At 73.5% G+C, this 25,927-nt stretch carries 22 protein-coding genes and 1 pseudogene; 10 read left to right on the forward strand and 13 right to left on the reverse strand.

The window, feature by feature from the left end:
• Window positions 1–45 precede the first annotated feature (45 nt).
• A complete protein-coding gene (locus tag ACIHAA_RS10120; RefSeq protein WP_399815165.1) occupies window positions 46–2,622 on the reverse strand; it encodes a helicase-associated domain-containing protein in 2,577 nt (858 codons plus the stop codon).
• Between the two features lie 200 nt (window positions 2,623–2,822).
• On the opposite strand from ACIHAA_RS10120, the gene ACIHAA_RS10125 reads away from it, so the two are divergent.
• Both ACIHAA_RS10125 and ACIHAA_RS10130 read left to right on the forward strand, forming a co-directional pair.
• Entirely contained in the window at window positions 2,823–3,848 is a 1,026-nt protein-coding gene (locus tag ACIHAA_RS10125) for a hypothetical protein (RefSeq protein WP_399815167.1), read from the forward strand.
• A gap of 49 nt (window positions 3,849–3,897) precedes the next feature.
• Window positions 3,898–4,524: an HAD family hydrolase gene (locus ACIHAA_RS10130; RefSeq protein WP_399815169.1), complete on the forward strand. Its 627-nt coding sequence runs from the start codon at window positions 3,898–3,900 to the stop codon at window positions 4,522–4,524.
• Window positions 4,525–4,609: 85 nt separating this feature from the next.
• On the opposite strand, the gene ACIHAA_RS10135 is transcribed toward ACIHAA_RS10130, so the two are convergent.
• On the reverse strand, window positions 4,610–4,861 hold the full coding sequence (locus tag ACIHAA_RS10135) for a hypothetical protein (RefSeq protein ID WP_399815172.1): 252 nt from the start codon (window positions 4,859–4,861) through the stop codon (window positions 4,610–4,612).
• A 174-nt stretch (window positions 4,862–5,035) separates the two neighbouring features.
• Between ACIHAA_RS10135 and ACIHAA_RS10140 the strand changes: the two genes are divergently transcribed.
• Window positions 5,036–5,419 (forward strand): cold-shock protein, encoded by a 384-nt coding sequence (locus ACIHAA_RS10140; protein ID WP_399815175.1) that lies wholly within the window; start codon window positions 5,036–5,038, stop codon window positions 5,417–5,419.
• Window positions 5,420–5,476: 57 nt separating this feature from the next.
• On the opposite strand, the gene ACIHAA_RS10145 is transcribed toward ACIHAA_RS10140, so the two are convergent.
• The 4 genes from ACIHAA_RS10145 to ACIHAA_RS10160 form a co-directional block, all read right to left on the reverse strand.
• Window positions 5,477–6,337, reverse strand: coding sequence for a 1,4-dihydroxy-6-naphthoate synthase (locus ACIHAA_RS10145; RefSeq protein WP_399815178.1), 861 nt, complete (start codon window positions 6,335–6,337; stop codon window positions 5,477–5,479).
• Complete coding sequence (locus tag ACIHAA_RS10150; protein ID WP_399815450.1) at window positions 6,321–6,995, reverse strand: futalosine hydrolase; 675 nt, start codon at window positions 6,993–6,995, stop codon at window positions 6,321–6,323. The genes ACIHAA_RS10145 and ACIHAA_RS10150 overlap by 17 nt, the downstream gene beginning before the upstream one ends.
• Before the next feature lie 95 nt (window positions 6,996–7,090).
• Complete coding sequence (locus ACIHAA_RS10155) at window positions 7,091–7,552, reverse strand: DUF2771 domain-containing protein (protein WP_399815180.1); 462 nt, start codon at window positions 7,550–7,552, stop codon at window positions 7,091–7,093.
• 70 nt (window positions 7,553–7,622) lie between these two features.
• A complete protein-coding gene (locus tag ACIHAA_RS10160; protein WP_399815182.1) occupies window positions 7,623–9,041 on the reverse strand; it encodes an MFS transporter in 1,419 nt (472 codons plus the stop codon).
• Between the two features lie 597 nt (window positions 9,042–9,638).
• Here ACIHAA_RS10160 and ACIHAA_RS10165 point away from each other — a divergent pair.
• From ACIHAA_RS10165 to ACIHAA_RS10175, 3 genes are all read left to right on the forward strand, one after another.
• Window positions 9,639–10,565, forward strand: coding sequence for a DUF3027 domain-containing protein (locus ACIHAA_RS10165; RefSeq protein ID WP_399815185.1), 927 nt, complete (start codon window positions 9,639–9,641; stop codon window positions 10,563–10,565).
• Between the two features lie 427 nt (window positions 10,566–10,992).
• Window positions 10,993–14,109, forward strand: a complete 3,117-nt coding sequence (locus tag ACIHAA_RS10170) for a sacsin N-terminal ATP-binding-like domain-containing protein (RefSeq protein ID WP_399815188.1) — start codon at window positions 10,993–10,995, stop codon at window positions 14,107–14,109.
• A 219-nt stretch (window positions 14,110–14,328) separates the two neighbouring features.
• Window positions 14,329–15,120, forward strand: a complete 792-nt coding sequence (locus ACIHAA_RS10175) for a hypothetical protein (protein WP_399815190.1) — start codon at window positions 14,329–14,331, stop codon at window positions 15,118–15,120.
• 76 nt (window positions 15,121–15,196) lie between these two features.
• On the opposite strand, the gene ACIHAA_RS10180 is transcribed toward ACIHAA_RS10175, so the two are convergent.
• Both ACIHAA_RS10180 and ACIHAA_RS10185 read right to left on the reverse strand, forming a co-directional pair.
• The gene (locus ACIHAA_RS10180) at window positions 15,197–17,614 is read right to left on the reverse strand and encodes a cation-translocating P-type ATPase (RefSeq protein ID WP_399815193.1); all 2,418 of its coding nucleotides are present in this window, start codon (window positions 17,612–17,614) and stop codon (window positions 15,197–15,199) included.
• A 155-nt stretch (window positions 17,615–17,769) separates the two neighbouring features.
• Window positions 17,770–18,045, reverse strand: coding sequence for a DUF2530 domain-containing protein (locus tag ACIHAA_RS10185; protein WP_399815196.1), 276 nt, complete (start codon window positions 18,043–18,045; stop codon window positions 17,770–17,772).
• A 247-nt stretch (window positions 18,046–18,292) separates the two neighbouring features.
• Between ACIHAA_RS10185 and ACIHAA_RS10190 the strand changes: the two genes are divergently transcribed.
• Window positions 18,293–19,741: an NCS2 family permease gene (locus ACIHAA_RS10190; RefSeq protein WP_399815198.1), complete on the forward strand. Its 1,449-nt coding sequence runs from the start codon at window positions 18,293–18,295 to the stop codon at window positions 19,739–19,741.
• A gap of 69 nt (window positions 19,742–19,810) precedes the next feature.
• Here the strand turns inward: ACIHAA_RS10190 and ACIHAA_RS10195 are convergent, their stop codons facing one another.
• Window positions 19,811–19,993 (reverse strand): ribbon-helix-helix protein, CopG family, encoded by a 183-nt coding sequence (locus ACIHAA_RS10195; protein ID WP_399815200.1) that lies wholly within the window; start codon window positions 19,991–19,993, stop codon window positions 19,811–19,813.
• A 201-nt stretch (window positions 19,994–20,194) separates the two neighbouring features.
• Between ACIHAA_RS10195 and ACIHAA_RS10200 the strand changes: the two genes are divergently transcribed.
• The gene (locus ACIHAA_RS10200) at window positions 20,195–20,632 is read left to right on the forward strand and encodes a MarR family winged helix-turn-helix transcriptional regulator (protein ID WP_399815204.1); all 438 of its coding nucleotides are present in this window, start codon (window positions 20,195–20,197) and stop codon (window positions 20,630–20,632) included.
• 406 nt (window positions 20,633–21,038) lie between these two features.
• Window positions 21,039–22,382, forward strand: a complete 1,344-nt coding sequence (locus ACIHAA_RS10205; protein WP_399815205.1) for an MFS transporter — start codon at window positions 21,039–21,041, stop codon at window positions 22,380–22,382.
• Between the two features lie 84 nt (window positions 22,383–22,466).
• On the opposite strand, the pseudogene ACIHAA_RS10210 reads toward ACIHAA_RS10205, so the two are convergent.
• Window positions 22,467–22,863 (reverse strand): annotated as a pseudogene (locus tag ACIHAA_RS10210) (Uma2 family endonuclease).
• Window positions 22,864–23,002: 139 nt separating this feature from the next.
• On the opposite strand from ACIHAA_RS10210, the gene thpR reads away from it, so the two are divergent.
• Window positions 23,003–23,608 carry an RNA 2',3'-cyclic phosphodiesterase gene (thpR, locus tag ACIHAA_RS10215; protein WP_399815208.1) on the forward strand — a complete coding sequence of 202 codons (606 nt, stop codon included), beginning with the start codon at window positions 23,003–23,005 and terminating at the stop codon, window positions 23,606–23,608.
• A 154-nt stretch (window positions 23,609–23,762) separates the two neighbouring features.
• On the opposite strand, the gene ACIHAA_RS10220 is transcribed toward thpR, so the two are convergent.
• The 3 genes from ACIHAA_RS10220 to ACIHAA_RS10230 all read right to left on the reverse strand — a co-directional run bounded on the left by ACIHAA_RS10220 (window position 23,763) and on the right by ACIHAA_RS10230 (window position 25,830).
• Complete coding sequence (locus tag ACIHAA_RS10220) at window positions 23,763–24,755, reverse strand: aldo/keto reductase (RefSeq protein WP_399815211.1); 993 nt, start codon at window positions 24,753–24,755, stop codon at window positions 23,763–23,765.
• Between the two features lie 64 nt (window positions 24,756–24,819).
• Window positions 24,820–25,086: a Uma2 family endonuclease gene (locus tag ACIHAA_RS10225; protein WP_399815214.1), complete on the reverse strand. Its 267-nt coding sequence runs from the start codon at window positions 25,084–25,086 to the stop codon at window positions 24,820–24,822.
• Window positions 25,087–25,122: 36 nt separating this feature from the next.
• Entirely contained in the window at window positions 25,123–25,830 is a 708-nt protein-coding gene (locus ACIHAA_RS10230) for a GDSL-type esterase/lipase family protein (protein ID WP_399815216.1), read from the reverse strand.
• Between the last annotated feature and the right edge of the window lie 97 nt (window positions 25,831–25,927).

Here is a 25,927-nt window from a genome sequence, read left to right on the forward strand (position 1 = left end):
CGGCCCGGGGGCGGCTACGGCCGGTCGTCCGTCCGAGGGGGGCGGCTACGGCTGGTCGTCCGCCAGCTCTGCCACCCCGGTGACCCGGTGCAGCGGATAGGTGCGCACCTCGTCGGCGGTGTGGTCGTACGCCGTCACAAAGCCGCCCTCGACCCGCAGCGGGGCGATGACGCGCTGGGAGGCGGTGCCCTCGGCGTTGACGTAGCCGATCCACAGGGTGCCGCCGGTGAGGACCGCGGCCTGCATGGTGGCCAGGGTGTCGGCGGAGGTGGTGCGAGGCAGGTCCCCGTCGGCGGCGGGCTCCGGGCCCGGCTTGCGGGGCGCCGTCGAGGCCAGGTCGCCCGCGCGGACCGCGCACAGGGCCGCTTTGAGCAGGGTCGCGTCGGGCGTCGGCGGGCCGTCCGGGACCGGCTCCGGCGGGGTGCGGTGCGGGGTGCGGTGGGCGTGCGCCCGGGTGATCAGGACATCGCCCTCCGCGGACTCCGCGGCCGGGGCGAAGCCCAGGCCCCGCAGGCCCTCCAGGAGCGCCACCGGGTCCACCCCCGCGGCCACCACCGTCGGGGCCAGTCGGCGCAGCCGGAGCGGGGCGGAGCGCCGGTCGGCGAGGATCTCGTCCAGCACGCTCTCGTCGTCGCAGCGCACATACGCCGAGGCCGCCCCGACCCGCAGATGCCCGTGCCGACGGGCCACATCGTCGATCAGATACGACAGCGGCTGGGGGACCGGGGTGCGGGAGTGCGCGGTGAGAAAGGCGTGCAGATCGCTCGCGCTGCTCCCGGCGTCCAGCGCGCGGCGCACGGAGCCGGGCGTGAACCGGTAGACGGTCGCGCCGCCCTTCGACTCCACGTCCGCCAGCACCCCGAGCAGCTCGGCCAGTGGCCGCTGGAGCGGGCCCGGGGCCACCGCCGTCAGATCCGCCTGGAGCAGCACATGGTCCAGCGGCTCGGGCAGCAGCGGGGCCAGCAGCCCGGCGGCGCGCACGGCGGCCGCCGCCCGCTCGGCCTCGGTGCGGGGCTCGGGGGGCGCGGGGAGGTGGTGCCGGTGGTGCACCGGGAGCTTGTCGCCGGGGCCGGACGGCTCGGCGGCCGGGGGATGCTCCGCGGCCTCGCCGAGCAGGGCCCGGCCGTGGGCGGACAGGGCGCCCCGGCCCGTGACGCCCAGCAGCTCCGCCTCCGACAGCGTCCACTCGGCGAGCCGTCCGCGCGGATCCTCCGCGGTGGCCCGGTCGCCGCGCAGCGGGCGCTCCCAGCGCAGCCGCGCCAGCACCGAGTCGGGGGCGGGCACCGCGCCCTCGGGCAGCCCCGCGAGCAGGGTCAGCACCCGGTGGCGCACCTCGGGCGCGGCCGAGCGGTCCAGGCCGGGGCCGAGCACGGACAGCGACCGGTCCTTGGCGTCCCGGCCCCCGATCAGCCCGGGGGTGCGGGTGGCCGCCAGCCAGGCGGTGGCCAGCCGGGTCCACCGCTCGGCGGGGGGCAGCTCCAGCCAGGTGTCGTAGGCCGGGGTGGCCGCGTACCGCTCGTCGGCCTCGCCGTCCGAGGCCAGCAGCCCGGCCGCGTAGGCGAGTTCGATCCAGAAGGCGGCCACCGGCTCGGGCACGTCCAGCGCCACCGCCGTCCGCTTCAGGTCGCGCAGGCTCAGGCCGCCCGCGCGCAGTACCGCGGGACCGCCCTCGTCCCAGTCCTTCAGCAGCTCCTCGACGGTCGCCAGCGCGGTGTACGCCTGTCCGGCCGCCGTGGCGTCCACGGTCTGCGGGGGGTGGGCGGCGGCGGTCACCAGGGCGGGCGGCAGCGGCTCGGTGTGCCGGTGCGCGCGTCCCCGGCGCAGATGCAGGGCCGCCTCGCGGGGCAGCACCACCGTGCCGGGGGCCGTGGGCAGCAGCAGACCGCGGTCGAGGAGCCAGCGCAGCCGGGCCGCGGGATCGGCGGTGACCTGGCCGTACGGCGGCCCCCACACCAGGCGGTCCAGCACCTCCAGGGACTCGGCGGGGGCGGTGGCGAGCAGCGCCGCCATCCGGGCCCGGTCGGAGAACAGGGCGGTCAGGGCCGCCACCGCGGACACGGCGTCGTGGGTGCTCGGCAGCCCGGCGGTGGCCACGATCTTCTGGATCCGGCCCGGGGACATGCCGGAGGTGGCCTCGGCGACGGTGGGGCCGAGACCCGTGGGCGAGGGGTGCCCCGGGGAGGGGGCGAGCAGCTCCCGGGCCGTGCGCACCAGCCGGAGGCGGTCGTCGGGCCCCCAGACGAGGGCCTGTTCGCGCAGCGTGGCGAGGGCGCGCGGGAGGATCTCGGCGGCGACGGGATCGGCCGCCGCGCCGCCGTCGGACGCGATCAGCCCGAGCAGTTCCTCGTACGGCGCCGGGTCCGCGGCCACGGCCAGCGCCTCGGCGGTCTGGAGCGCGAACCGGTCCAGCCGCTCCAGCGCCCGCACCACACTCGCGCGGGTGGCGGCGCGGGTGGCCAGCTGGGTGAGGTCGGTGGGGACGGGCGTGATGAGGTCGGGGCGAGCGCGCAGCAGCGCGGCCAGAGCGGCGTCGTCCCGCGCACGCAGGGACTCCGCCAGCGAGCGTGGCGCGGCAGCACCGGTACCCGCGACTTCCTTGCGTGAGCGCTCCTCGGGGGTCATCCGGCCAACGGTAGCGGGTACGGGGGGCGCGCACCCTGTCCGCCGCCCGGTCGGCGGGGGCCGTTGCCCGGCCGACAGGTGCGTGAGGGGGCCGCGGGCGGGACGCCGGGGCGGGGCGGGGGCCCGTATCGGCGCAGTCCGGAAAGGGTGCGGCGGGATATACCGTACGTACGGACAACGGCCCACCCCGGAGGGGCTCTGTGGGGATCGAGAGCGACCAGCTTGTCTTCGACTATCTGAGCCGGGTCGGAGACGTGGCCCAGCAGCGGCAGTTGCCGTCGGCGACGCGGATGCGGCTCGTGTCCGGGCTGCGCGAGGAGATCGACCGGCGGCGGGCGAAGTCCCCGGTGGACAGCCCGGCCGCCGTCCGGCGCATCCTCGACCGGCTGGGCACCCCCGACGAGGTGGTGGCCGCCGCCTCCGCGGACCCCGCCGCCGACGGGCCGCCCAGCCGTCCCGCAGCCGTCCCCGCCCAGCGGACCAACGGCTTCGAGGACCGCGCGCCCCGCAGGGGCCTGCGCCGGGCCGTGCCCCGCCCCCGCACCGCCGAGCCCGGACCCGGCCCCGCCGCCGGGGCCGCCTCCCCGCCCCACCTCGCCGGTGCGCACGAGCTGGGCGACAGCGCCGTACGGCCCGACTGGTGGCGGGTGGAGGACGGACCCGGCGGCGGCTTCGCGCTCGGCGACGCCGTGCCGGGGTTCACCGGCGGGGTGGAGATCCCCGAACTGCTGAAGCCCCCGCCCCCGCCGGACGCCCTGACGAAGCCGGGGCCCCCCGCCGGGGCACCCGGGGCCGAGGGAAAGCCCGGCGCGGAGCCCGCGGCCGAGGCGGTGCCCGCCACCGCGGAGCGCACCGCCCGGCGCCGTCGGCTGCCGCTGCCCCGCCTCGGCGCCCGGAGCAACCCCCTGCTGCTCCTCGCGGCCGGGCTGCTGCTGGTCGGCGCCGCGCTCGGCAACTGGCTCGCCCTCGGCCTCGGCTGGCTGATCGCCTGGGCGTCCCGGCGGCTGACCCCCGCCGAGTCCAAGTGGGCGGTGATGGTGCTGCCCGGTCTGGCCGCGGCCGCGGGGCTCGTCTGGCTGTGGGGCCGTACCAGCGGCCGCTGGGGCGACCCGATCGCCCAGGGTCATATGAACGACGCCGTCGCCCAGACCTGGCCCTGGGTGGTGCGCGGCGCGGCCGTCGCCTCGGCCCTGTACCTGGTGTGGCGGTCGCAGCGGCAGAAGTGAGCGAAGCCGTCGCGGCCCGCCCCCGGCCGCCCCGGGCCCGCCTGGGACAATGGCCCCCATGACGTCTCGCGCCCCCACCGTCGGCTTCGACCTGGACATGACGCTGATCGACTCCCGGCCCGGGATCCGCGCCTGCTACCAGGAGCTGTCCGCGCGTACGGGGACGTACATCGACGCCGATCTCGCCGTCACCCGACTCGGCCCCCCGCTGGTGGACGAACTGGTCAACTGGTTCCCGGCGGAGCGCGTCGAGGCCATGGCCGTGCTCTACCGCGCGATGTACCCCGCCATCGCGATCGGCGCCACCCCCGCCCTGCCCGGCGCCCGCGAGGCGATCGAGGCGGTACGGGCCTCCGGCGGCCGCGCGATCGTCGTGACCGCCAAGTACGAGCCCAACGCCAAGCTGCATCTGGAGCACCTGGGGATCGAGCCCGACGCGGTCATCGGCGACCTGTGGGCCGAGCAGAAGGCGGAGGCGCTGGTGGAGCACGGGGCGGCCGTCTACGTCGGTGATCACACCGGGGATGTCCGGGGCGCCCGTACGGCCCGGGCGTACTCCGTCGCCGTCGCCACCGGACCCTGCCCCGCAGAGGAACTGCGGGCGGCGGGCGCGGACGTCGTCCTCGCCGACCTGACCGAGTTCCCGGGCTGGCTGACGGCCCACACGGCCGGCTGACGGCGTACGGGAACACCCGGGCTCCGGCGGTCAGACCGCCCGATCAGGGCCGGGCGTTCAGGACCGCCTGATCATCGCTGCCCGTTCATGTCCGTGCCTCGCGGGCTTTTCTGCGGCCCTCCGCGATCGACTGGAGGACGCCCGCCCCGGCCATCAGGAAGCCCACGGCCATGAGCATGCAGAGGCCGAACATGAAGGGCGGGAAGGGTTTCGTCCCGAGCAGCAGCGGGGCCACGGTGACCAGAGTGGCCACTGCCCCGAGGAAGAAGACGATCGCACCGGCACGGATCAGCCGGTCGCCGGCCGCGGCGGAATTCGCTTGGGTTTCGTCACGCACCGGACCAGGGTAGTTCCCGTCGCGAGGAACGACTCGGCGACGTCTTGTCACCGGCCCCCGGACCATTAGCCTTGGTACCGGCGGGTCCGGGGGACCCGCTGCGCGCTCTTTGGAGCGGTTTCCCGAAATACTTTGCAGACGCAGTTTCCGACGAGTACGAGGACGAGGACAGACGTGCCCACCGGCAAGGTGAAGTGGTTCAACAGTGAGAAGGGCTTCGGCTTTCTCTCCCGCGACGACGGCGGCGACGTCTTCGTGCACTCCTCAGTTCTGCCCGCCGGAGTCGATGTCCTGAAGCCGGGGCAGCGCGTGGAGTTCGGGGTGGTCGCCGGACAGCGCGGCGACCAGGCGCTGTCGGTCACCCTTTTGGACCCGACGCCCTCGGTCGCGGCCGCCCAGCGCAAGAAGCCGGACGAGCTGGCCTCCATCGTCCAGGACCTGACGACGCTCCTGGAGAACATCACCCCGATGCTGGAGAAGGGCCGCTACCCCGACAAGGCCTCCGGCAAGAAGATCGCGGGCCTGCTGCGCGCGGTCGCCGACCAGCTGGACGTCTGACGGCCCGGCGACCCGGCCAGGCCAGGCCTGTTGGGTCCGTCGGATCCGTTGGGTTCGTCAGGGGAACGCGAGGGCGTTCGGGCCGAGGGGCGGCAGCAGCCCCTCGGCCGCCGCGCGGGTGAGCAGTCCCCGGACCGCGGCATAGCCGTCCTCGCCCAGGTCGGCGGTGAACTCGTTGACGTACAGGCCGATATGGGCGTCCGCCACCGCGGGGTCCAGTTCCTGCGCGTGCTCCATGACATACGGACGGGACGCCTCGGGGTCCTCCCAGGCCGCCCGGACGGAGGCGCGGGCCGAGTCGGCGAGCAGCTTCAGGGTGGCCCCGCCCAGCGAACGCCGGGCGATGATCGCCCCCAGCGGGATCGGCAGCCCGGTGGTGGCCTCCCAGTGCTCGCCCATGTCGGCGAGCTTGTGCAGCCCGTAGTCCCGGTAGGTGAACCGGGCCTCGTGGATCACCAGACCCGCGTCGACCTTCCCGTCCCGCACGGCCGGCATGATCTCGTGGAACGGCATCACCACGATCTCGCCGACCCCGCCCGGCACCGTCTCCGCGGCCCACAGCCGGAAGAGCAGATAGGCCGTCGAGGTCTCGCTCGGCACCGCGACCGTCGAGCCGGCCAGCGCGGTGCCCGGCTCCCGGGTGAGCACCAGCGGCCCGCAGCCCCGGCCCAGCGCGCCCCCGCACGGCAGCAGGGCGTACTCGTCGAGGACGTACGGCAGCACGGCGTACGACACCTTCAGCACATCGAACTCGCCGCGCTCGGCCAGGCCGTTGGTGATGTCGATGTCGGCGAAGGTGACCTCGAGGGCCGGTGCGCCCGGGATCCGGCCGTGCGCCCAGGCGTCGAAGACGAAGGTGTCGTTCGGGCAGGGCGAGTAGGCGGTCTTCAGGGGCCGGTGCTCAGCGGGTGCGCTCATGCTGTGTCCAACTCTCGAGTGCGGTGGCGGACTTCCCGAAGCCCTCGGTGAGGGCCGCGAGGGCGTCGCCGATGCGCCAGGCGGCGCGGTCGCGCGGGCCGACCGGGTTGGAGACGGCCCGGATCTCCACGACGGGGATGCCGTGCGCGGCGGCGGCCTCGGCCACCCCGAACCCCTCCATCCCCTCGGCGAGCGCCCCCGGATGCCGGGCGCGCAGCTCGGCGGCGCGGCGGGCGCTCCCGGTGACCGTCGACACGGTGAGGACGGTGCCGGTCAGCGCGCCGGACACGGCGGCGAGCTCCCGTACGAGTGAGACGGGTGGCTGGTGGCTGACGGTCCCGAAGCCCAGTTCGGTGACCGGGAGGAAGCCGCCGGGGGACTGCGGGGACTCGGCGCCCAGGTCGGCGGCCAGGATGCCGTCGGCGACGACGAGCGCCCCGACGGGGGCGTCCGGTGCGAAGCCGCCCCCGATACCGGCGCAGACCACCAGTCGGTAGGGCGCGCCCGCGAGGGCGGCGGCGGTCAGCGCGGAGGCGGTGGTGGCGGCGGCGCGGGCGGGGCCCACGCCCACGGCGAGGAGGTCGAAGGCGCCGGTCCGGTGCAGGACGGCCGCGGGGCCGGGCACCTCGGCGGCCGGTCCGGGAAACGCCCCGGCCACCGCGTCCCGTTCGGCGGGGACCGCGGTGGCGACCAGGATGCGTCCCCCCGCTCCCGGTACGGCCCGGGCGGGGGAGACCTCGACGGACGACGTGGTCAGGACTTCTTCGTGAGCTTGAAGGACCACAGGCCCGTCACCTTGTTCTCGCCCTCCTTGATGGAGACGAGCGAGGAGTTGCCGCTCGCGCCGTACTGGGAGTTGAAGAACACGCTGCCCGGGATGGTGCGGTAGGTCTTCTTGCTGGAGTCGGTCAGCGGCTGGCCGTTCAGCAGGATCGTCCAGCCCTGGTCCGCGATGGCCGGGTCCACGCCGAAGCGGACGGTCGCGTCGGGGTCGACGCCGACCGACTTGACGTCCTTCGACTTGAGGCACTTGGCCAGGTCCGCGGCCGCGACTTCCTTGCCGTCGTTGTAGCAGTCGGTCTGGGAGCTCACCGAGTCGGTGCCGACCGTGACGGTCGCGAGCGGCGTCGGCTTGTTACAGGCGGACAGCAGGAGAAGTCCGGCGGAAACGGCGCCGAGGGCGGCTACGGCGCGACGGGAACGCAGTGCGGTCATGGCCGAAGGCTATCGGGCACGTCCAGTCGCCTCCCCAGGTGGGGTCGCGACGTGCCGCGCACTCGTGCGATCAGGTGCCCGTGCGGGGCCCCCGACGGGCCGAGGCGAGCAGTCCCCGCACGGTCGTCAGCCACCCCGCCGCGACCAGCGCGGCGCCCACCCCGAGGCCCAGCATCCCGTTCAGCGGCAGCACGATGCCGATCGCGCCGCCCAGCACCCAGGCCATCTGGAGCAGGGTCTCCGAGCGCGCGAACGCCGAGTTGCGCACCGGTTCCGGCACGTCCCGCTGGATCAGCGCGTCCAGCGACAGCTTGGCCAGCGCCTGGGCGCACCCGGCCACCGCCGCCAGGCAGGCCACCAGGAACGCGCCGAAGAAGACCGCGGCGGTGGCCGCCGCGCCCAGCACGACCGCCACCACCGTCACGATGATCACTTCCGGTGCGCGTGACTTCAGCCAGGCCCCCACGGCCGTGCCCAGCGCGTTGCCCACGCCCGCCGAGACACCCACGATGCCGAGCGACACCGCGGCGCTCTCCCCGGTGAGCGGATGCTCGCGCAGCAGGAAGGCCAGGAAGAAGGTCAGAAAGCCGGACAGGCAGCGCAGGGCGGCGTTGGCGCCCAGGGCGTGGGTGACGGCGGGCCCGACCGTGCGCAGCCCCGGGCGGCGCACGGCGGCCCTGCGGTGCGGCCCGCGCAGATGTGCGTCGTCCGCGGCCAGCAGCGCGGTGTCCTCGCCCTTGGCGGAGTCGACCTTCGGGGGCAGCGAGAACGACAGAAACGTCCCGGCTACGAAGATCACGAAGGCCCCGTAGAGCGGCCACTCCGGTCCTACGGTCTGGAGGGCCGCCCCGGCGGGCGCGGCCGCACCGGTGGCGAGCAGCCCGCCCAGGGTCACCCGGGAGTTGGCCTTCACCAGGGAGAAGCCGGGCGGCAGCAGCCGTGGCACCACCGCGCTGCGGACCACCCCGTACGCCTTGGAGGCCACCAGGACGCCGAGCGCCGCCGGGTACAGCTCCAGGCTTCCGCTCGCCACCGCCCCGGAGATGATCAGCGCGAGCAGGCACCGGGCGAGCATCGCGGCCGCCATGGCGGCCCGGCGGCCGTGCGGCAGCCGGTCCAGCAGCGGGCCGATCACGGGTGCGAGGACCGTGAAGGGGGCCATGGTGATGGCGAGGTAGAGGGCCACCCGGCCGCGGGCCTCGTCGGTCGGCACGGAGAAGAAGACCGTGGAGGCGAGGGCGACGGTGACCATGACGTCGCCGGCGCCGTTCACGGCGTGCAGCTCGATCAGCTTGCCGAGGCCGGACTCGCCCGCGCCATGGGCATGGGTCACCCGGCGGATGCCGCGCGCGGTGCCGGTGAAGGGGAGGTGCAGGGCACGCCCGACCGCGCGGACGGAACCGCCGATCCGGCCCGAACCGCCACCCCGGCTGTGTCCTTCGACTCCGCCCACCCCGGCGGTCTTCTGGGACGACCTCGCGGCTGCCACCCCGTCATAGTGCCCCGAGAAGGCCGGGGGTAGTGCGGTCACCGCGCGGATGGAGGCGTGTGGTGTCCCACGCAGGGGACGGGGGGAAGGGAGCTGCCGGTGGCTTCTACGGGCCCGGGGGCCTTCTTCGGGTGGGATCCTGGTGGCCTTCTTCGGGCGGGGGCGGGGTGGGGGCGTCTCCCCGGGAATGCGAGGGGCTTCGGGCGGCCCGCGCAGGGCCCGACTCCGGGAGTGCAGGGGCCTTCGGGCAGGGCCGCGGAAGGGCCAGGGAAGGGCCGTGGAGGGGCCGATTCCGGGGGTACGGAGGGGTCGAGTCCGGGGGTGCGCGGGCCCTCGGACAGGGTCCCGGAGGGGTCCCCTCCGGGAAAGCGCGGCCACTCGGTGTGGGCCCCGGGGCGCGGAGAGGGTAGCGTGCGTAGCGCGCCGTGGCGATTGTTCTCGGCCGCGCGCCTCTCATCCATCCCGCAGAATGGATGGGGTAGGTGCGCCCGAGCGCGATCGGGCGCGGACGTCGACGCGGTCCGCCGGTCCGCTCCGTCCGCACCCCCAGCCGGGAGAGGCGCACCCGTGAGACGGCGTAGGAGAGAAGCGATACCTGTGAGCGCAGCGACAACGCGAAGCCGCACCCCCGACCGCCTGTGCGCCGAGGCCGTCGACCTCGCCCGCACCGCCGCCGAGGAGGCCGCCGCGCCCGGCGTCGTCGGCGAGCACGTCGGGCTGGTGTCCGAGGGCGACCGCGTTGTCACGCACTTCTTCGAGTGCAAGGAACTGGGGTACCGGGGCTGGCGCTGGGCGGTGACGGTCGCCCGGGCCTCCCGCGCGAAGATCGTCACGCTGGACGAGACGGTGCTGCTGCCCGGCTCCGACGCGCTGCTCGCCCCGGAGTGGGTGCCGTGGAGCGAGCGGCTGCGCCCCGGTGACATGGGCCCCGGCGATCTGCTGCCCACGGACGCCGAGGACCTGCGGCTGGAGCCCGGCTTCTCCGGTGAGGAGGAGGCTCCGCCGAACTCCCCGGTCTCCGGCGAGATGGCGGAGCTGGTCGAGGCCGAGGACGTGGAGGTGACCGCGGGCGCGCCCGCGAACCTCCCGATGGCGCCCACGCGCGGCTCCATCGCGGCCATCGCCGAGGAACTGGGCCTGCGCCGCGCCCGGGTCCTGTCCCGCTACGGACTCCATGTCGCCGCCGACCGCTGGGAGGAGGCCTTCGGCCCCCAGACCCCGATGGCGCAGGCGGCCCCGGCGACCTGTGTCAGCTGCGGCTTCCTGGCGCCGATCGGGGGCTCGCTCGGCCAGGCCTTCGGGGTGTGCGCCAATGAGTTCTCCCCGGCCGACGGCCGTGTGGTCGCCCTCTCCTACGGCTGTGGGGGCCACTCGGAGGCCGCGGTGATGCCGAAGGCCCCGCAGCCGCCTCCGCCGGTGGTGGACGAGACCAAGGTGGAGCCCTTCCCGCTGCGTCCCGCCCCGGACTCGGGCTCGGTCCCGGCGGTCCCGGACGAGGCAGCGGCGGAGCTGGGGCACTCGTAGGGCGCCCGTCTGCGGGGCTGCCCCGGAGCACGTACGGCCTCTGCCCTTGCCGCAGCGCGGCCGGTTCCCCGCCGCAGGGGCCCCGTACGGCACGGCCTCTGCTCTCACCGCGGTGCGCCGGGTTCTCCGCCGCCGGGCCCCGTACGGCTTCGCTGCCGGGGTCCCGTACGGCCTCTGTCCTCGCCGTGCCTCGCCGCGCCGCCGTGGCCGCTGTCCCGTCCGGTGGGGTCCCCTCCGGCCGCTCCCCCTGCGGCGGTCCAGCCGGGCTCCCTCCCGCTGCCGGTCTGCCCACCGCCCCGCACCGCGCCCTGACCCGGTGTCCGGTAGGGCCCGCAGAGTGTCACGACCGCCGCGGAGGCCCGGACCGGCAGGGGGTACGTTCGTCCCGCGGCGGGCACGGGCGCGCCGCGCGAGGGAGAGTGAAAGCGTGAGCGCATACGTGCGGCCTGCGGCCGAGGGCGCGGACCCGTTCGGAACGGCCCGGCTGCGGCGCGGCGTGCTGGACGCCTGGGCCACCAGCCCGGCCCGGTTCCGCGAGGACGCCAACGCCGAGGAGGACCTCGTACTCGGCGGCTACCGCGACCGGCTGGTCGTGGAACTCGCCCAGAACGCCGCCGACGCGGCGGCCCGGGCCAAGGCTCCCGGCCGACTGCGCCTCACCCTTCGCGACGGTGTGCTGATCGCCGCCAACACCGGGGCGCCGCTGGACGCGGCGGGCGTCGAGTCGCTGTCCACCCTGCGGGCCTCCGCCAAGCGCGACCTCCACGAGGGGGCCGTCGGCCGCTTCGGCGTCGGTTTCGCGGCCGTCCTCGCCGTCAGCGACGAGCCCGCGGTCGTCGGCCGGCACGGCGGGGTCCGCTGGTCCCTGGCCGAGGCCCGGGAACTGGCCTCCGGCACCGCACGGCACAGCCCCGGCCTCGGGGACGAGATCCGCCGCCGCGACGGCCATGTGCCGCTGCTGCGGCTGCCGTTCGCCGCCGAGGGCACCGCCCCCGACCCGTACGACACCGCCGTCATCCTCCCGCTGCGCGACACGGCCGCCGCCGACCTCGCCGAACGGCTGCTGCACACCGTCGACGACGCCCTGCTGCTCGCCCTGCCCGGGCTGGCGGAGGTGGTCGTCGAGACCGGGTCGGAGGTGCGGACCCTGCGCCGCCGCGCCGAGGGCGACGACACCGTGGTCGAGGACTCCCGCGAGGGCACCACCCGTTGGCGTACGGTCTCCCGGCACGGCCCCCTCACCGCCGACCTGCTCGCCGACCGGCCCGTCGAGGAGCGGCTGCGCCCCCACTGGTCCGTCACCTGGGCCGTCCCCGTCGCGGACGACGGCGCCCCGGCCCGGCCCCGCACCGCACCCGTGGTGCACGCCCCCACGCCCAGCGACGAGGCACTCGGTGTGCCCGCGCTGCTGATCGCCTCGTTCCCGCTGGACGCCACCCGCCGCCACGCCGCGCCCGGCCCGCTCACCGACTTCCTGGTGGAGCGCGCGGCCGACGCCTACGCCGAACTCCTCACCGACTGGCGCCCGGTGGCCCCCGGCGTCATCGACCTGGTGCCCGGCCCGCTGGGCAAGGGCGAACTGGACGGCGCCCTGCGCCGGGCCGTGCTGGAGCGGCTGCCGCGCACCGCCTTCCTGCCGCCCGCGCACGACCCGGGGGAGGACCCGGAGCTGCCCGGGGCGCTGCGGCCGAGGGACGCCGAGGTCGTCGAGGGCGCCGGTGCCACAACCGTGCGGGTCCTCTGCGAGGTGCTGCCCAGCCTGCTCCCCGCGGGCCTCGAACGCCGGGCCGAACTTGGGACCCTGGGCGTCGCCCGGCTGCCGCTGACCGAGGCGGTCGACCGGCTGGCGGGCCTGGAGAAGGAGCCCGAGTGGTGGTGGCGGCTCTACGACAGCCTGGCCGGGGTCGACCCGGACCGGCTGACCGGGCTGCCCGTGCCGCTCGCCGACGGCCGGACCACCCTCGGGCCCCGGCAGGTGCTGCTGCCGAGCGTGGACGGGCCGCCGGTCGCTCCCGAGGTGCTGGCCCGGCTGGGCCTGAAGGTCGCCCACCCGGAGGCCGCCCATCCGCTCCTGGAGAAGCTGGGCGCCCTGCCGGCCACCCCGCGCGCGGTGCTCACCACCCCGCAGGTGCGGGCCGCGGTCGCCGCCTCCCTCGACGACGAGGGGCCGGGCTGGGACCAGGACGGCCTGGATGCCGAGGAGTTGGCCGACACCGTGCTCGCCCTCGTGCGGGAGGCCGCGCTCGACCCGGGCGACGAGCCCTGGCTCGGTGCCCTCGCGCTGCCCGACGAGGACGGCGAACTCGCCCCCGCGGGTGAACTGGTGCTCCCCGGCAGCCCCTTCGCGTCCGTGATGCGCGAGGGCGAACTCGCCCTGGTGGACGAGGAGCTGGCCGACCGCTGGGGCGGACAGCCGCTGACCGCCTGCGGGGTGCTGGCGAACTTCGCCCTGGTCCGCGCCGCCGACGTGGTCCTGGACCCCGATGAACTGGAGCCCCGCGACTCGGACTTCGCCGAGCCGGACGACATCGGGCTGCTGGACGCCGTCGACGTGTGGTGCGAGGACGTCCTGGACCGGCTGCCCGACACCCCCGTGCCGCCGGTGGCGACCGAGATCGTCGCCGTGCGCGACCTGGACCTCGTCGACGACGACCACTGGCCGAAAGCTCTCGCACTGCTGTCCGAGCCCCCGCTGCGGGACGCGCTCACCCAGCCGGTGCGGATCCTGCTGCCCGACGGCACCCACGAGGTCGTACGGCCCTACGCCGCCTGGTGGCTGCGCGACCACCCGGTGCTCGACGGCCGCCGCCCGGCGGGCCTGCGCGCCGCGGGCGGCGACCCGCTGCTGCACGGGCTCTACGACGAGGCCGACGCCACCGGCTTCGACGACGAGCAGGTGCTGCGGGCGCTCGGCGTCCGCACCTCCGTGGCCGCCCTGCTCGACGAGCCCGGTGGCGCCGCCGAACTGCTCGACCGGCTCGCCGACCCCGCCCGGCCGGTCTCCGCCGCCCAGTTGCACGCCCTCTACACGGCCCTCGCCGACCTCGACCCGGAGCAGGTGACCCTGCCGGACGAGCTGCGTGCGGTCGTCGACGGCCGGGTGACCGTCGTGGACGCCGCCGACGCGGTGGTCGTCGACTCGCCCGACCTGCTGCCCTTCACCGAGGGCGTGCCGCTGCTGCCGGTGCGCCCGGCGCGCGCCGCCGACCTCGCCGAACTGTTCCAGGTGCGGCGGCTGAGCGAGTCGGCGACGGGCGGGGTGACCTCCGAGGGGGAGGGGCACGAGGTCCCGGAGTCCGTACGGGTCCTGCTCGGGCCGTCCACCCCGGACGCGTACGTCGAGCACGGGGAACTCGTCGTGGACGGCGTGGAGATCGACTGGCGGCTCGCCCCGGACGGTGTGCTGCACGCCGCCACCCTGGAGGGGGTCGCCGCGGGCCTGGCCTGGGTGACGGCCCAGTGGCCGCGCCGCTTCGAGGTGGCCGCGCTGCTGGAGGACCCCTCGCGCACCGACGAACTGGCCCGGGACCGCTGGTTCGACTAGCGCCCGAACCCCCTCGCCCGAACCCCCTCGTCCGGAGCTGCGGCAGGACGCCCGCCGCGGCTCCGGGCGGGGGGTTGGTCATGCACAGGCAAAAAAGATCCACTCCGTACAACCATGCTTTTCGGCCAGGGATCTGATCGTGCGAGTCAACCGACTCCCCAGACACTCGGGGCCCGCGCGGGACAACGCGCGGCCCCTTTCTCCCCTTGGGGAAATGCCATGCGCATCCGTGCCACCGTGGCCGCCGTCTCCGGCGCCCTGGCCCTCTCCGCCCTCGCCGTACCGGCCGCCCACGCCGCCGCCGGTACCGCCGGGCCCGCCGTCACCTTCTCCAACGTCAAGGTGGCCCAGGGCAAGAGCATCGTCGTCGGCGCCAAGGCCAAGGTCGTCGTGCCCGTCACGTACACCCTGACGCACCCCGCGAGCCTCAAGCCGGGCAGCTTCGCCGCAGGCCCGGTCATCTACCTCGGCGACAAGATCACCGCTCCCACCGGGTTCCAGGCCGGCGACGAGCCCGGCACCTGCAAGACCGTCTCCGCGACGGTGCTCAACTGCACCGCGTCCCTGGACATCTACCCGACCGACCACGACCTGCTCAACTCCCAGGCCGGTACGTGGAAGGTCGGCGGCCTCGCTGTGGACGCCGCAAAGCACCTCACCTGGGGGGGCGACCTCGGCTACACCAAGGTGCTGCGCGGCGCCGCCCTCACGGTCGACGCCTCCCCGGAGCCGGTGAAGAAGGGCGCGGCCCTCACGGTCAAGGGCACGCTGTCCCGCGCCGACTGGTCGGCCAACAAGAACACCGGATTCGCCGGTCAGTCGGTGGCGCTCCAGTTCTGCAAGGCGGGCAGCAGGACCTACACCACCGTCAAGACCGTCAAGACGGACGGCGCGGGCAACCTGAAGACCACGGTCACGGCCTCGGTCGACGGCTACTACCGCTACTCCTTCGCGGGTGTCGCGACCACCGCGGCGGTCAGCGCCGCGGGTGACTACGTCGACGTGAAGTAACCTCCCGCCGCACAGCTGCCGCCCCGCCGGAACCCCGGCGGGGCGGCCGTGTTCCTGCCCCGGTTCTTGGCCGGCCCTAGGCCGTGCTGCCGTCCCGGTCCTGGCCGGGCGCGCGCCGGTCGACCCACTTCCAGACCAGTTCCAGGACGGCCGCCGCGAGTACCGCGATCCCCACCGCGATCCACGGGACCGCGACCCCCACCAGCCGGAGTGCGAAGAAGTGCTGGAGCACGGGCACCGCCAGGACGAAGAGGAACGCCAGGCCCATCGCGGCCACCAGGGCGATCCGCCACCAGGTGTAGGGCCGGGCGATGATCGCCAGCACCCACATGGAGATCAGGAAGAGGGTGAGGGTCGCGGCGCTGGTCTCCGCCTCCAGCGAACCGGGTCCCGTGTAGTGGTGCCGGGCGAACAGATAGGTGGCGAAGGTCGCGAGCGCCGCCACCACCCCGCCCGGGATCGCGTACCGCATGACCCGCCGCACGAAGTGGGGCCTGGCCCGCTCCCGGTTGGGGGCGAGCGCCAGGAAGAAGGCCGGGACGCCGATGGTCAGCGTCGACAGCAGGGTCAGATGCCGGGGCAGGAAGGGGTACTCCACCTGCCAGCACACCACCAGCACCGCCAGCAGCACCGAGTAGACCGTCTTCACCAGGAAGAGGGTGGCGACCCGGGTGATGTTCCCGATGACCCGGCGGCCCTCGCCGACCACCGACGGCAGCGTGGCGAAGCTGTTGTCGAGCAGCACGATCTGCGCCACGGCCCGGGTCGCCTCGGAGCCCGACCCCATCGAGACGCCGATGTCCGCGTCCTTCAGCGCGAGCACGTCGTTCACCCCGTCGCCCGTCATCGCCACCGTGTGCCCGCGCGACTGGAGGGCGCCGACCATGTCCCGCTTCTGCTGCGGGGTGACCCGGCCGAACACGGTCCCCTTGTCCAGGGACTTGGCCATCTCCGCCTGGTTCGGGGGGAGGCGGCGGGCGTCCATGACCTCGCCCGCGATGCCGAGCTTCCCGGCCACCGCGCCCACGGACACCGCGTTGTCGCCGGAGATCACCTTGGCGCGGACGTTCTGGTCGGCGAAGTAGCGCAGGGTGTCGGCGGCGTCCGGGCGCAGCCGCTGTTCGAGCACGACCAGGGCGGCGGGCCGGGTGCCGTCCGCGACCCGGGGGTCGTCCAGCTCCCGGGAGGTCCGGGCCAGCAGCAGCACCCTGAGGCCCTGCTCGTTGAGGCGCCCGGTCTCGGCCAGGGCCGGGTCGTCGGGGTCCAGCAGGACGTCCGGGGCGCCGAGCAGCCAGGTGCTGGCCTCGCCGTCGCCCTCGCTGAAGGACGCGCCGCTGTACTTGCGGGCGGAGGAGAAGGGGAGCGCCTCGGTGCAGCGCCAGTCCTCGCTGTCCGGGTAGGCGTCGATGATCGCCCGGAGGGAGGCGTTGGGGCGCGGGTCGGACTCCCCGAGGGCGCCGAGGACCTTGCGCAGATACGTCTCGTCGGCGCCCTGGAGCGGCCGCAGTTCGGTGACGTCCATACCGCCCTCGGTGAGGGTGCCCGTCTTGTCCAGGCAGACGGTGTCGACGCGGGCGAGGCCCTCGATCGCGGGGAGTTCCTGGACGAGGACCTGTTTGCGCCCCAGCCGGATGACACCGATGGCGAAGGCCACGGAGGTGAGCAGGACCAGTCCCTCGGGCACCATGGGCACGATGCCGCCGACCGTGCGGGCCAGGGAGTTCTTGAAACCGGACTGCTTGACCACCAGTTGGCTGATGACCAGGCCGATGGCGGTCGGGACCATCATCCAGGTGACGTATTTGAGGATGGTGGAGATACCGGTGCGCAGCTCGGAGTGGACCAGGGTGAAGCGGGCGGCCTCGTCGGCGAGCTGGGCGGCGTAGGCCTCGCGTCCCACCTTGGTCGCCCGGAAGGCGCCGCCGCCCGCGACGACGAAACTGCCCGACATCACCGGCGCCCCGGCCCGTTTGACGACGGGGTCGGCCTCGCCGGTGAGGAGTGACTCGTCGATCTCCAGACCGTCGGCCTCGACGCAGACGCCGTCGACGACGATCTTGTCGCCCGGTCCGGTCTCGATGATGTCGTCGAGCACGATCTCGGAGGTGCCGATCGCGGTGGCCACCCCGTCCCGGCGCACCGTGGGCCGCGCCTCGCCGATCACCGCGAGGGAGTCCAGGGTCTTCTTGGCGCGCCACTCCTGGATGATCCCGATGCCGGTGTTGGCGATGATCACATAGCCGAACAGGCTGTCCTGGAACGGCGCCACGAACAGCATCACCAGCCAGAGCACGCCGATGATCGCGTTGAAGCGGGTGAAGACATTGGCGCGGACGATCTCGCCCAGGGAGCGGCTGCTGCGCACCGGGATGTCGTTGACGTCACCGCGGGAGACCCGCTCGGCCACCTCGGCGGCGGACAGTCCCCGCGTCCGCCCGGGTGCGGGGGCGGGGTGCACGGGATCGAGTTCGGCGCCCGCGTCGATGTGGCTCATGCCATCGACGGTACGTGCGGATGTGCCCCTTCACCCGTTGAGCGGGACAAAGATCCGACCGGGGGAGGACCCTTATCCTGCGGTGGTTGTACGCGGCTCGGGGTGCCGGTTTCGGAGGGCTGCCCGGGCAGCGCTCGGGTCCGCGCCCGCCGGTGTCAGGCCGCCGTCTCCCCGGCGGGGGTCTGCCCGGCCGCCGCCCTCTTGATCGCCGCGTCCCGTCGGCGCACGTACCAGATGCCGATGCAGCCGAGCCCCGCCCCGGCCAGGCAGGTCCACAGCCACCAGGTGTGCCCGTGGTCGGAGAACCAGCCGTAGAACGGCAGCTGGGCCAGGAAGAGGACGAACCAGAGGATCGTGCCGCCGGTGATGGTGGCGACCACGGGGCCCTCCAGGGGCTCCGGCGCCTCGTGCTTGGGGGTCCACTTCGCCATGCGGACAGCTTACGAGGGAGGGGAAACGGGGCCGGGGCGGACCCCGGGGGCCTTGTCCGGCAAGGGTCTACGCGCGGAGATAGCGATCTACGCCTCATATGTTCATACTGAAACGGTTCGAGTCTGGCCGCTTATATTCGTAGGAATCACCAACATCACCCGGGGGGACCCGTTGGTGATCGGGCGGCGGCGAGACTCGATCACTTCTGTTCAGCGTCCGCAGCTCCCCGCACCCCTGAGGTCACGCATGTCCACCTCGGCCCCCGACAAGGCCGCCCCGCAGCAGCCGGGCACCCGTCCCCCGTCCGGTGCTCTCGACCGCTACTTCAAGATCTCCGAGCGGGGCAGCACGCTTCCCCGGGAGATCCGCGGCGGTTTCGCCACCTTCTTTGCGATGGCGTACATCATCGTGCTGAACCCGATCATTCTCGGCAGCGCGAAGGACATGTACGGGCACCATCTGGACCACGGCCAGTTGGTCACCGCGACCGCCCTCACCGCCGCCTTCACCACCTTGCTCATGGGCGTGATCGGCAATGTCCCGATCGCCCTCGCGGCCGGGCTCGGCGTGAACACGGTCGTCGCCCTCCAGCTCGCCCCCCGGATGTCCTGGCCGGACGCGATGGGCATGGTGGTCCTCGCGGGCCTGGTGGTGATGCTGCTGGTCGCCACCGGTCTGCGCGAGCGCGTGATGAACGCCGTGCCGCTCGGTCTGCGCAAGGGCATCTCCATCGGCATCGGCCTGTTCATCATGCTGATCGGACTCGTCGACTCCGGCTTCGTCACCCGTATCCCGGACATCGCGCAGACCACCGTCCCGCTCCAGCTCGGCGGGGACGGCCATCTGAACGGCTGGCCGGTCCTGGTCTTCGTCCTGGGCACCCTGCTCACCTTCGCGCTGATCGTCCGCAAGGTGCCGGGCGCCATCCTGATCTCGATCGTCGCGATGACCGTGCTCGCGCTGATCCTCAACGCGACGGCCACGATCTCCTCCTGGGGCCTGACCGTTCCGAAGTGGCCGGGCAACCCGGTCGCCAGCCCCGACTTCGGACTGATCGGCAAGGTCAGCCTGTTCGGCGGCTTCGGCAAGGTCGGGGTGCTGACCGGCATCCTCTTCGTCTTCACGGTCCTGCTGTCGTGCTTCTTCGACGCGATGGGCACGATCATGGGCATCAGCGACGAGGCCAAGCTGACCGACGCCGAGGGCTATATGCCGGGCATCAACAAGGTGCTCTTCGTCGACGGCATCGCGGTCGCCGCGGGCGGCGTCAGCTCCTCCTCGGCCACCACCTGCTTCGTGGAGTCCACGGCGGGCGTCGGCGAGGGCGCGCGCACCGGCTTCGCCAACGTCGTCACGGGCGCCCTGTTCGCGGTGGCCCTCTTCCTCACCCCGGTCGCCACGATGGTCCCGTCCCAGGCGGCCACCCCGGCCCTGGTCGCGGTCGGCTTCCTGATCCTGTCCAACTCGGTCCGGGAGATCGACTGGGCGGACTACACCATCGCCGTCCCGGCCTTCGTGACGATGCTGATGATGCCCTTCACCTACTCGATCACCAACGGCATCGGCATGGGCTTCATCACCTTCACGGTGCTGCGCCTGGCCGCGGGCCGCGCCCGGGAGATCCCCGTCGCGATGTACGTGGTGTCGGCGGTGTTCGCCTTCTACTACCTGATGCCGGCCCTGGGTCTGACCTGATCTGCCCTGATCTGACCCGGCCCGAGCTGCGGGGGTCCCTGATTCAGGTGACCCCCACGGGTCCCCGGTTCAGGTGACCCCGTAGAACCTCTCCGTCTCCTCGACGGCGGCCTGTATCCGCTCGTCGACGTCCTCCCGAATGAGCGTCCGGACCACATAGTCCTGGACGCTCATTCCTCTTTTCGCGGCGTGCCTGTGGAGCCGCTCTAGCAGCTCCCGGTCCAACCGCACGCTGAGCACACTGGTCCCCATGCGTACGAGGGTGGCCGGATCCGCCCGACCGCCGTGTCACGTTCGTCCGCCGTATCACTCGTTCGGGTGAGTTCCGGTACGTGGTGCGGCGTCCCCCGTCTCCCGGGATCCGGGGCGTACGGGGCCGTAGTGGCGGGAGTCACCCGCGCGGCGGCGTCCCGCGGTGGTCCTTAGGGAAAGTAATGAGTTATGCTAAAGAGCATGGCTGACCTGACCCATGGCGACGACGCCGCCGCCGTGAACGCTCTCCGCTCCGCTGTGATGCGTCTCTCGCGCCGACTCAAGCACCAGCGGGTCGACGAGTCGCTGAGCCCGACCGAGATGTCGGTGCTCGGCACCCTGTTCCGCTGCGGCTCCGCCACCCCCGGTGAGCTGGCCCGCAAGGAGCATGTCCAGCCGCCCTCGATGACCCGCATCGTGGCGCTGCTGGAGAGCAAGGGGCTGGTCAGGCTGGAGCCGCACCCCGAGGACCGGCGCCAGAAGGTGGTCACCCAGACCGAGCGGGCCGAGACGATGCTCGAAGAGAGCCGTCGCAAGCGGAACGCCTTCCTGGCCGGTCTGGTCGAGGGCCTGGACGAGGACGAGTGGGCGAAGATCCGCGCCGCCGCCCCCGTCCTGGAGAAGCTCGCCCACATGTGACGGCGGGCGTCTTTGCCGGACGCCCTCCGTGCCGTACGCGGCCCCACCCGCGGACGCAGAAGAACCCCGCCACCGCGCGTCACGCGCCCCCATCGCCAAGGAGGCGACCCCTTTGAGTTCGGGATCCGGAGCAGCTTCCGCCCCCGCACCAGCCACCCACGACTCCCCGCCCGCCCGACCCGAACACCCCGAGACCCCCACGGCCCCCGGCACCCCCGAGCCCCCGGCCGACCTGGCAGCCCCGGACCCCGCAACCCAGGACCCGGCGACCGCGGAACCGGCGCGCGAGATCCCCACGACCGCGGACCCGGCGCGTATCGACCCCGTGACCGCGGAGCCGGTGACGGAACCGGGCTCCGAGGACCGGCGGGCGAGACGCTCGCCATCGCCATCGCCCTCGTCCTCCATGTTCAGCTCCCTGCGCGTGCGCAACTACCGCCTCTTCTTCCTGGGCCAGGTCGTCTCCAACACCGGCACCTGGATGCAGCGCATCGCCCAGGACTGGCTGGTACTGAGCCTGACCGGCTCGTCCACCGCCGTGGGTGTCACCACCGCGCTCCAGTTCCTGCCGATGCTCCTCTTCGGCCTCTACGGCGGTGTCCTCGTCGACCGGCTCCCCAAGCGGCCGACCCTGCTGGTCACCCAGTCCGCGATGGGCGCGACGGGACTGCTCCTCGCCTTTCTGACGCTCTCCGGGCATGTGCAGGTCTGGCATGTGTACGTCGCCGCCTTCGCCGTCGGGCTCGCCACGGTCCTGGACAACCCGGCCCGCCAGTCCTTCGTCTCGGAGATGGTCGGCCCCGGCCAGCTCCAGAACGCGGTCAGTCTGAACTCGGCGAACTTCCAGTCCGCCCGGCTGGTCGGCCCGGCCGTCGCGGGCCTGCTGATCACGGGGGTGGGCACGGGGTGGGCCTTCCTCTTCAACGGCCTGTCCTTCCTCGCCCCCATCGCCGGACTGCTGCTGATGCGGGCCCGTGAACTGCATGTCGTGGACCGCGCCCCGCGCGGCAAGGGCCAGCTCCGCGAGGGGCTGCGCTATGTCGCCGGGCACCCGGAGCTGATCTGGCCGATCGTGCTGGTCGGCTTCATCGGCACCTTCGGCTTCAACTTCCCGGTCTGGCTCTCGGCCTACGCGGACGACGTCTTCCACGCGGGCGCCGGTGCCTACAGCCTCTTCAACACGCTGATGGCGCTCGGTTCGCTGACCGGCGCCCTGCTCGCCGCCCGCCGCGGCACGGCCCGGCTGCGGGTGCTGATCGCGGCGGCGGCGCTGTTCGGCGCGCTGGAGGTGGTGACCTCCGGGGCCCCCTCGCTGTGGCTGTTCGCGCTGCTGATGGTCCCGATCGGCATCTGCGGGCTGACGGTGAACGTCACGGCGAACACCACCGTGCAGATGGGCACCGACCCGGCGATGCGCGGCCGCGTCATGGCCCTGTTCATGATGGTCTTCATGGGCGGTACGCCGCTCGGCGCACCCGTCGTCGGCTGGATCACGGACGTCTACGGCGCCCGGGTCGGCTTCGCCGCGGGCGGCCTGGTCTCCCTGGCGGCAGCCGTGACGATCGGCCTGCTCCTGGCCCGCTCCGGCGGCCTGCGCCCCGCCCTCGCCTGGCACCAGGGCCGCCCCCGCGTCCGCTTCGTCCCCCGCGAACACCAGGAAAGCGGCGCCCCGGAGCAGGACGGCGAGGGAAAGCCGGACCGCGAGGGGAAGCCGGACCACGAACGCCAACCGGACATGACGACGGCCTGACCCCGGCTGCCGACTGCCACCCTGCCCGCCCTGCCCTGCCCGCCCCCCGGACCTCGGGGGGCGGGCAGGGCAGGGCGGCCCGGTTCAGCCCCGGGGAAACTCGCCGGTCCCGTTCACCAGCCCCACCACCGTCCCGGTCAGATCGACCTCCGCCCCGAAGTCCAGACTCAGCCTGCCGCGGTACTCGCCGTCCTGCGGGAGGGTGTGCAGATGCCAGGTGCCGCTGTACGGATCGGCGATCAGATACACCGGCACCTCGGCGGCGGCGTAGGCGGCCTTCTTGGGGCCGTAGTCGTTGCGGGCGGTGTACCTGTACGCAATTGCTCGACGATGTCCAGGATGATCTCCCAGTGCGTGTCGCGCTGCGGCGTCACGAAAATGCCGCCCTCGACGATCTCGGCCTTGAAACCCTCGGGGATGTGCATCTGCTCCACCACTCGAACTTAGTGTCGAGGCTGAGCTCCTTGCCCTGGTCGGCCATCTCGATCCTGTCTGCCAGAACAGTCACCGCGCCGCTCCTCCCCGCCGCTGCCTGTCGCATGCGGCCGCGCGGTACAACGATACGTACGGTGACCGGGTTGCGTCCGTGTGTGCGGGGGTGGGCCGGGGAGACTGGGATCATGAGACTCTTCGCCGCGGTGCTGCCGCCGGAGGACGCCGTGCGGGAACTCGCCCGGGCGGTGGACGCGTTGCGGCGGCTGCCGGGGGCGGACGGGCTGCGCTGGACCGGGCGGCCCGGCTGGCACTTCACCCTCGCCTTCTACGGGGAGGTCGGCGAGGAGACCGTGGCGGACCTCTCGGCGCGGCTGGAGCGGGCGGCGCGCCGTACGCCGTGCTTTCCGCTCGCGCTGCGGGGCGGTGGACAGTTCGGCCGGGGTCGGGCGCTGTGGACGGGGGCCGAGGGTGATCTGCCCACCCTGCGGCTGCTGGCCGAGCGCGCGGAGGCGGCGGCGCGCAAGGCGGGGGTGCCGATGGGGGAGCACCGCCGCTACAAGGCCCACCTCACGGTGGCGCGCGGCCGGGAGGCGGTGGATGTGCGCCCCTATGTCGACGCCCTGGACGGCTTCCACGGCCGCAGCTGGACGGTGGACGCGCTGGTGCTGGTCCGCAGCAATCTCCCGAGGTCCGGTGTGCCCGGCGAGCAGCCCCGCTACGAGCCGGTCGCCCGCTGGCCGCTCAGACAGGCCCTGGGGTCCCTTGAGGACGGTCCGGCGGAGGACTCGTAGGACGGGCCGGTTAGTCTCGAAGGCGTGGACCCGAAAACCCGGAACCGGATCATGGCCGGTGCGCTCGTGCTGATGTTCGTCGTCGTCGCCATGGCGGCCGCGCTCGGCAGGTGACACCGAGCACGGCCGCCGGCCGCTCACCGGACCGGCACCCTCACCAGGCGAACGCCTCCGGCGACGGCCCGGGGCCCGGGAAGATCTCCTCCAGGCCCGCGAGGACCTCGTCGGAGAGTTCCAGTTCGACCGCCCGCAGCGCCGACTGAAGCTGTCCCGCCGTGCGCGGGCCGACGATGGGGCCGGTGACGCCGGGCCGGGTCAGCAGCCAGGCCAGGGCGGTTTCGCCGGGTTCGAGGCCGTGCTTGTCGAGCAGATCCTCGTAGGCCTGGATCTGTGCACGGATCGTGGTGTTGGCGAGGGAGTCCGCGGCCCGGCCGCTCGTCCGGCGCCCGCCCTCGGCCTCCTTCTTGATGACACCGCCGAGCAGTCCGCCGTGCAGCGGCGACCACGGGATGACCCCGAGACCGTAGTCCCGGGCCGCGGGGAGGATCTCCATCTCGGCGCGGCGCTCGGCGAGGTTGTAGAGGCACTGCTCGCTGACGAGACCGAGGGTGCCGCCCCGGCGGGCGGCGGTCTCGTTGGCCTGGGCGATCTTGTAGCCGGGGAAGTTGCTGGACCCCGCGTAGAGGATCTTGCCCTGCTGCACCAGGACGTCCACGGCCTGCCAGATCTCCTCGAAGGGGGTCCGCCGGTCGATGTGGTGGAACTGGTACACGTCGATGTGATCGGTTTGCAGCCGCTTGAGCGACGCGTCGACCGCGCGCCGGATGTTCAGCGCGGAGAGCCTGTCGTGGTTGGGCCAGGCCTCGCCGTCGGCGGCCATGTTGCCGTACACCTTGGTGGCGAGCACGACCTTGTCGCGCCGTCCGCCGTCCTGGGCGAGCCAGTTGCCGATGATGGTCTCGGTACGGCCCTTGTTCTCGCCCCAGCCGTACACATTGGCGGTGTCGAAGAAGTTGATGCCCGCGTCCAGCGCCGCGTCCATGATCGAGTGACTGTCGCCCTCCTCGGTCTGCGGGCCGAAGTTCATGGTCCCGAGGACGAGGCGGCTGACCTTGAGTCCTGTGCGTCCGAGCTGCGTGTACTCCATGACCCTCCAGCCAACTCCGTGGAGTGCGCTCCAGGCAAGGGAACCGGCTGTACGGCACGCGGGTTCAGTCGCGGGGGAATCCGCCGGTGGGGAGGGTGAGGTCGACGACGGTGCCGACGAGGTCCAGGTCCTCGCCGAAGGGGACCCTGGTCTCGGTGGCGTAGTCGCCGTCCTTGGGGTGCCGGTAGATGTGGCACCTGCCGCGGTAGGGGTCGGCGATGACGTAGAGGGGGACCTCGGCGACGGCGTATGCCCGCTTCTTGGGGCCGTAGTCGGTTGGCGGCGGTGCGACTCCCCGGCCGCCCCGGGCGGGCGCGGCCGCGCGGTTCAACGATACGCATCGGGTACGGGACCCGCCGTGAACCGGTCAGTCTCTTTTGGTCTCGCCGGGGACCGTGATGTCGGCCGTATAGGGGCCCGCGATGTCCCAGCCCTGGTGCAGGGTCTGTGCGAAGGCCTGTGCGATGCGGTGTTCGCCGTGGGGGTTGGGGTGGGTGCCGTCGTAGGTGTCGCGGTGGATGTCGTACGACGGCGGGGCGGAGGCCAGCAGGATCGGCGAGCCCGGTTCGTCCAGGTCCGCCACCGCCTTCGCCAGCAGCTCGTTGAAGAGGGCCACCTCGGCTCCGAACGCCTCGTCCGCCTCGGCCCGGATGTTGGGGATCACCGGCAGCAGGACCATCCGGATACGGGGGTTGGCCCGGCGTGCCTCCGCCACGAACGTCGCCACGTTCTCCGCGGTCTGCACCGCGTTGGTGTAGAAGCCCAGGTCGATCAGGCCGAGGGAGACCAGCAGCACGTCCGCGCGCGACTCCCGGACCGCCCCGCCGATCAGCGGCGCCATGTGCATCCAGCCCTCGCCCCAGCCCGCGAGGTGTGCACGAGGGAAGCCCGGGTCGGCGTACGCGTGGGACGTCGGGGCGTCCGTCGTCTTGTCGTACAGCGTCTCGCGGGGGCCGACGAGGGAGAAGGGGCCGTCGTATGTCGCGCACAGGTGCTGCCACAGCCGATAGCGCCACGTGTGCTCGCCCGCGCTGCCGATCGTCATGGAGTCGCCTACGGGCATGAACCTGAGCATCCGCTCATGATGGACGATCCGCCGGGGGCCGAGGGGCGATGCGGGGGGCGGTCCGGTGTGAGGATCGACACGCCGTGCCGCGCCGGTTCACCGGTCC

This window comes from Streptomyces sp. NPDC052040, from assembly GCF_044548405.1.
GTDB lineage: Bacteria > Actinomycetota > Actinomycetes > Streptomycetales > Streptomycetaceae > Streptomyces.

Bases quoted from the DNA above. Each gene is read 5' to 3' on its own strand.
- ACIHAA_RS10120 (WP_399815165.1), bottom strand. From the start codon at position 2,622: ATGACCCCCGAGGAGCGCTCACGCAAGGAAGTCGCGGGTACCGGTGCT.
- ACIHAA_RS10130 (WP_399815169.1), top strand. From the start codon at position 3,898: ATGGCCCCCATGACGTCTCGCGCCCCCACCGTCGGCTTCGACCTGGAC.
- ACIHAA_RS10145 (WP_399815178.1), bottom strand. From the start codon at position 6,337: ATGAGCGCACCCGCTGAGCACCGGCCCCTGAAGACCGCCTACTCGCCC.
- ACIHAA_RS10155 (WP_399815180.1), bottom strand. From the start codon at position 7,552: ATGACCGCACTGCGTTCCCGTCGCGCCGTAGCCGCCCTCGGCGCCGTT.
- ACIHAA_RS10175 (WP_399815190.1), top strand. From the start codon at position 14,329: ATGCGCATCCGTGCCACCGTGGCCGCCGTCTCCGGCGCCCTGGCCCTC.
- ACIHAA_RS10180 (WP_399815193.1), bottom strand. From the start codon at position 17,614: ATGAGCCACATCGACGCGGGCGCCGAACTCGATCCCGTGCACCCCGCC.
- ACIHAA_RS10185 (WP_399815196.1), bottom strand. From the start codon at position 18,045: ATGGCGAAGTGGACCCCCAAGCACGAGGCGCCGGAGCCCCTGGAGGGC.
- ACIHAA_RS10190 (WP_399815198.1), top strand. From the start codon at position 18,293: ATGTCCACCTCGGCCCCCGACAAGGCCGCCCCGCAGCAGCCGGGCACC.
- ACIHAA_RS10195 (WP_399815200.1), bottom strand. From the start codon at position 19,993: ATGGGGACCAGTGTGCTCAGCGTGCGGTTGGACCGGGAGCTGCTAGAG.
- ACIHAA_RS10200 (WP_399815204.1), top strand. From the start codon at position 20,195: ATGGCTGACCTGACCCATGGCGACGACGCCGCCGCCGTGAACGCTCTC.
- ACIHAA_RS10205 (WP_399815205.1), top strand. From the start codon at position 21,039: ATGTTCAGCTCCCTGCGCGTGCGCAACTACCGCCTCTTCTTCCTGGGC.
- thpR (WP_399815208.1), top strand. From the start codon at position 23,003: ATGAGACTCTTCGCCGCGGTGCTGCCGCCGGAGGACGCCGTGCGGGAA.
- ACIHAA_RS10220 (WP_399815211.1), bottom strand. From the start codon at position 24,755: ATGGAGTACACGCAGCTCGGACGCACAGGACTCAAGGTCAGCCGCCTC.
- ACIHAA_RS10230 (WP_399815216.1), bottom strand. From the start codon at position 25,830: ATGCTCAGGTTCATGCCCGTAGGCGACTCCATGACGATCGGCAGCGCG.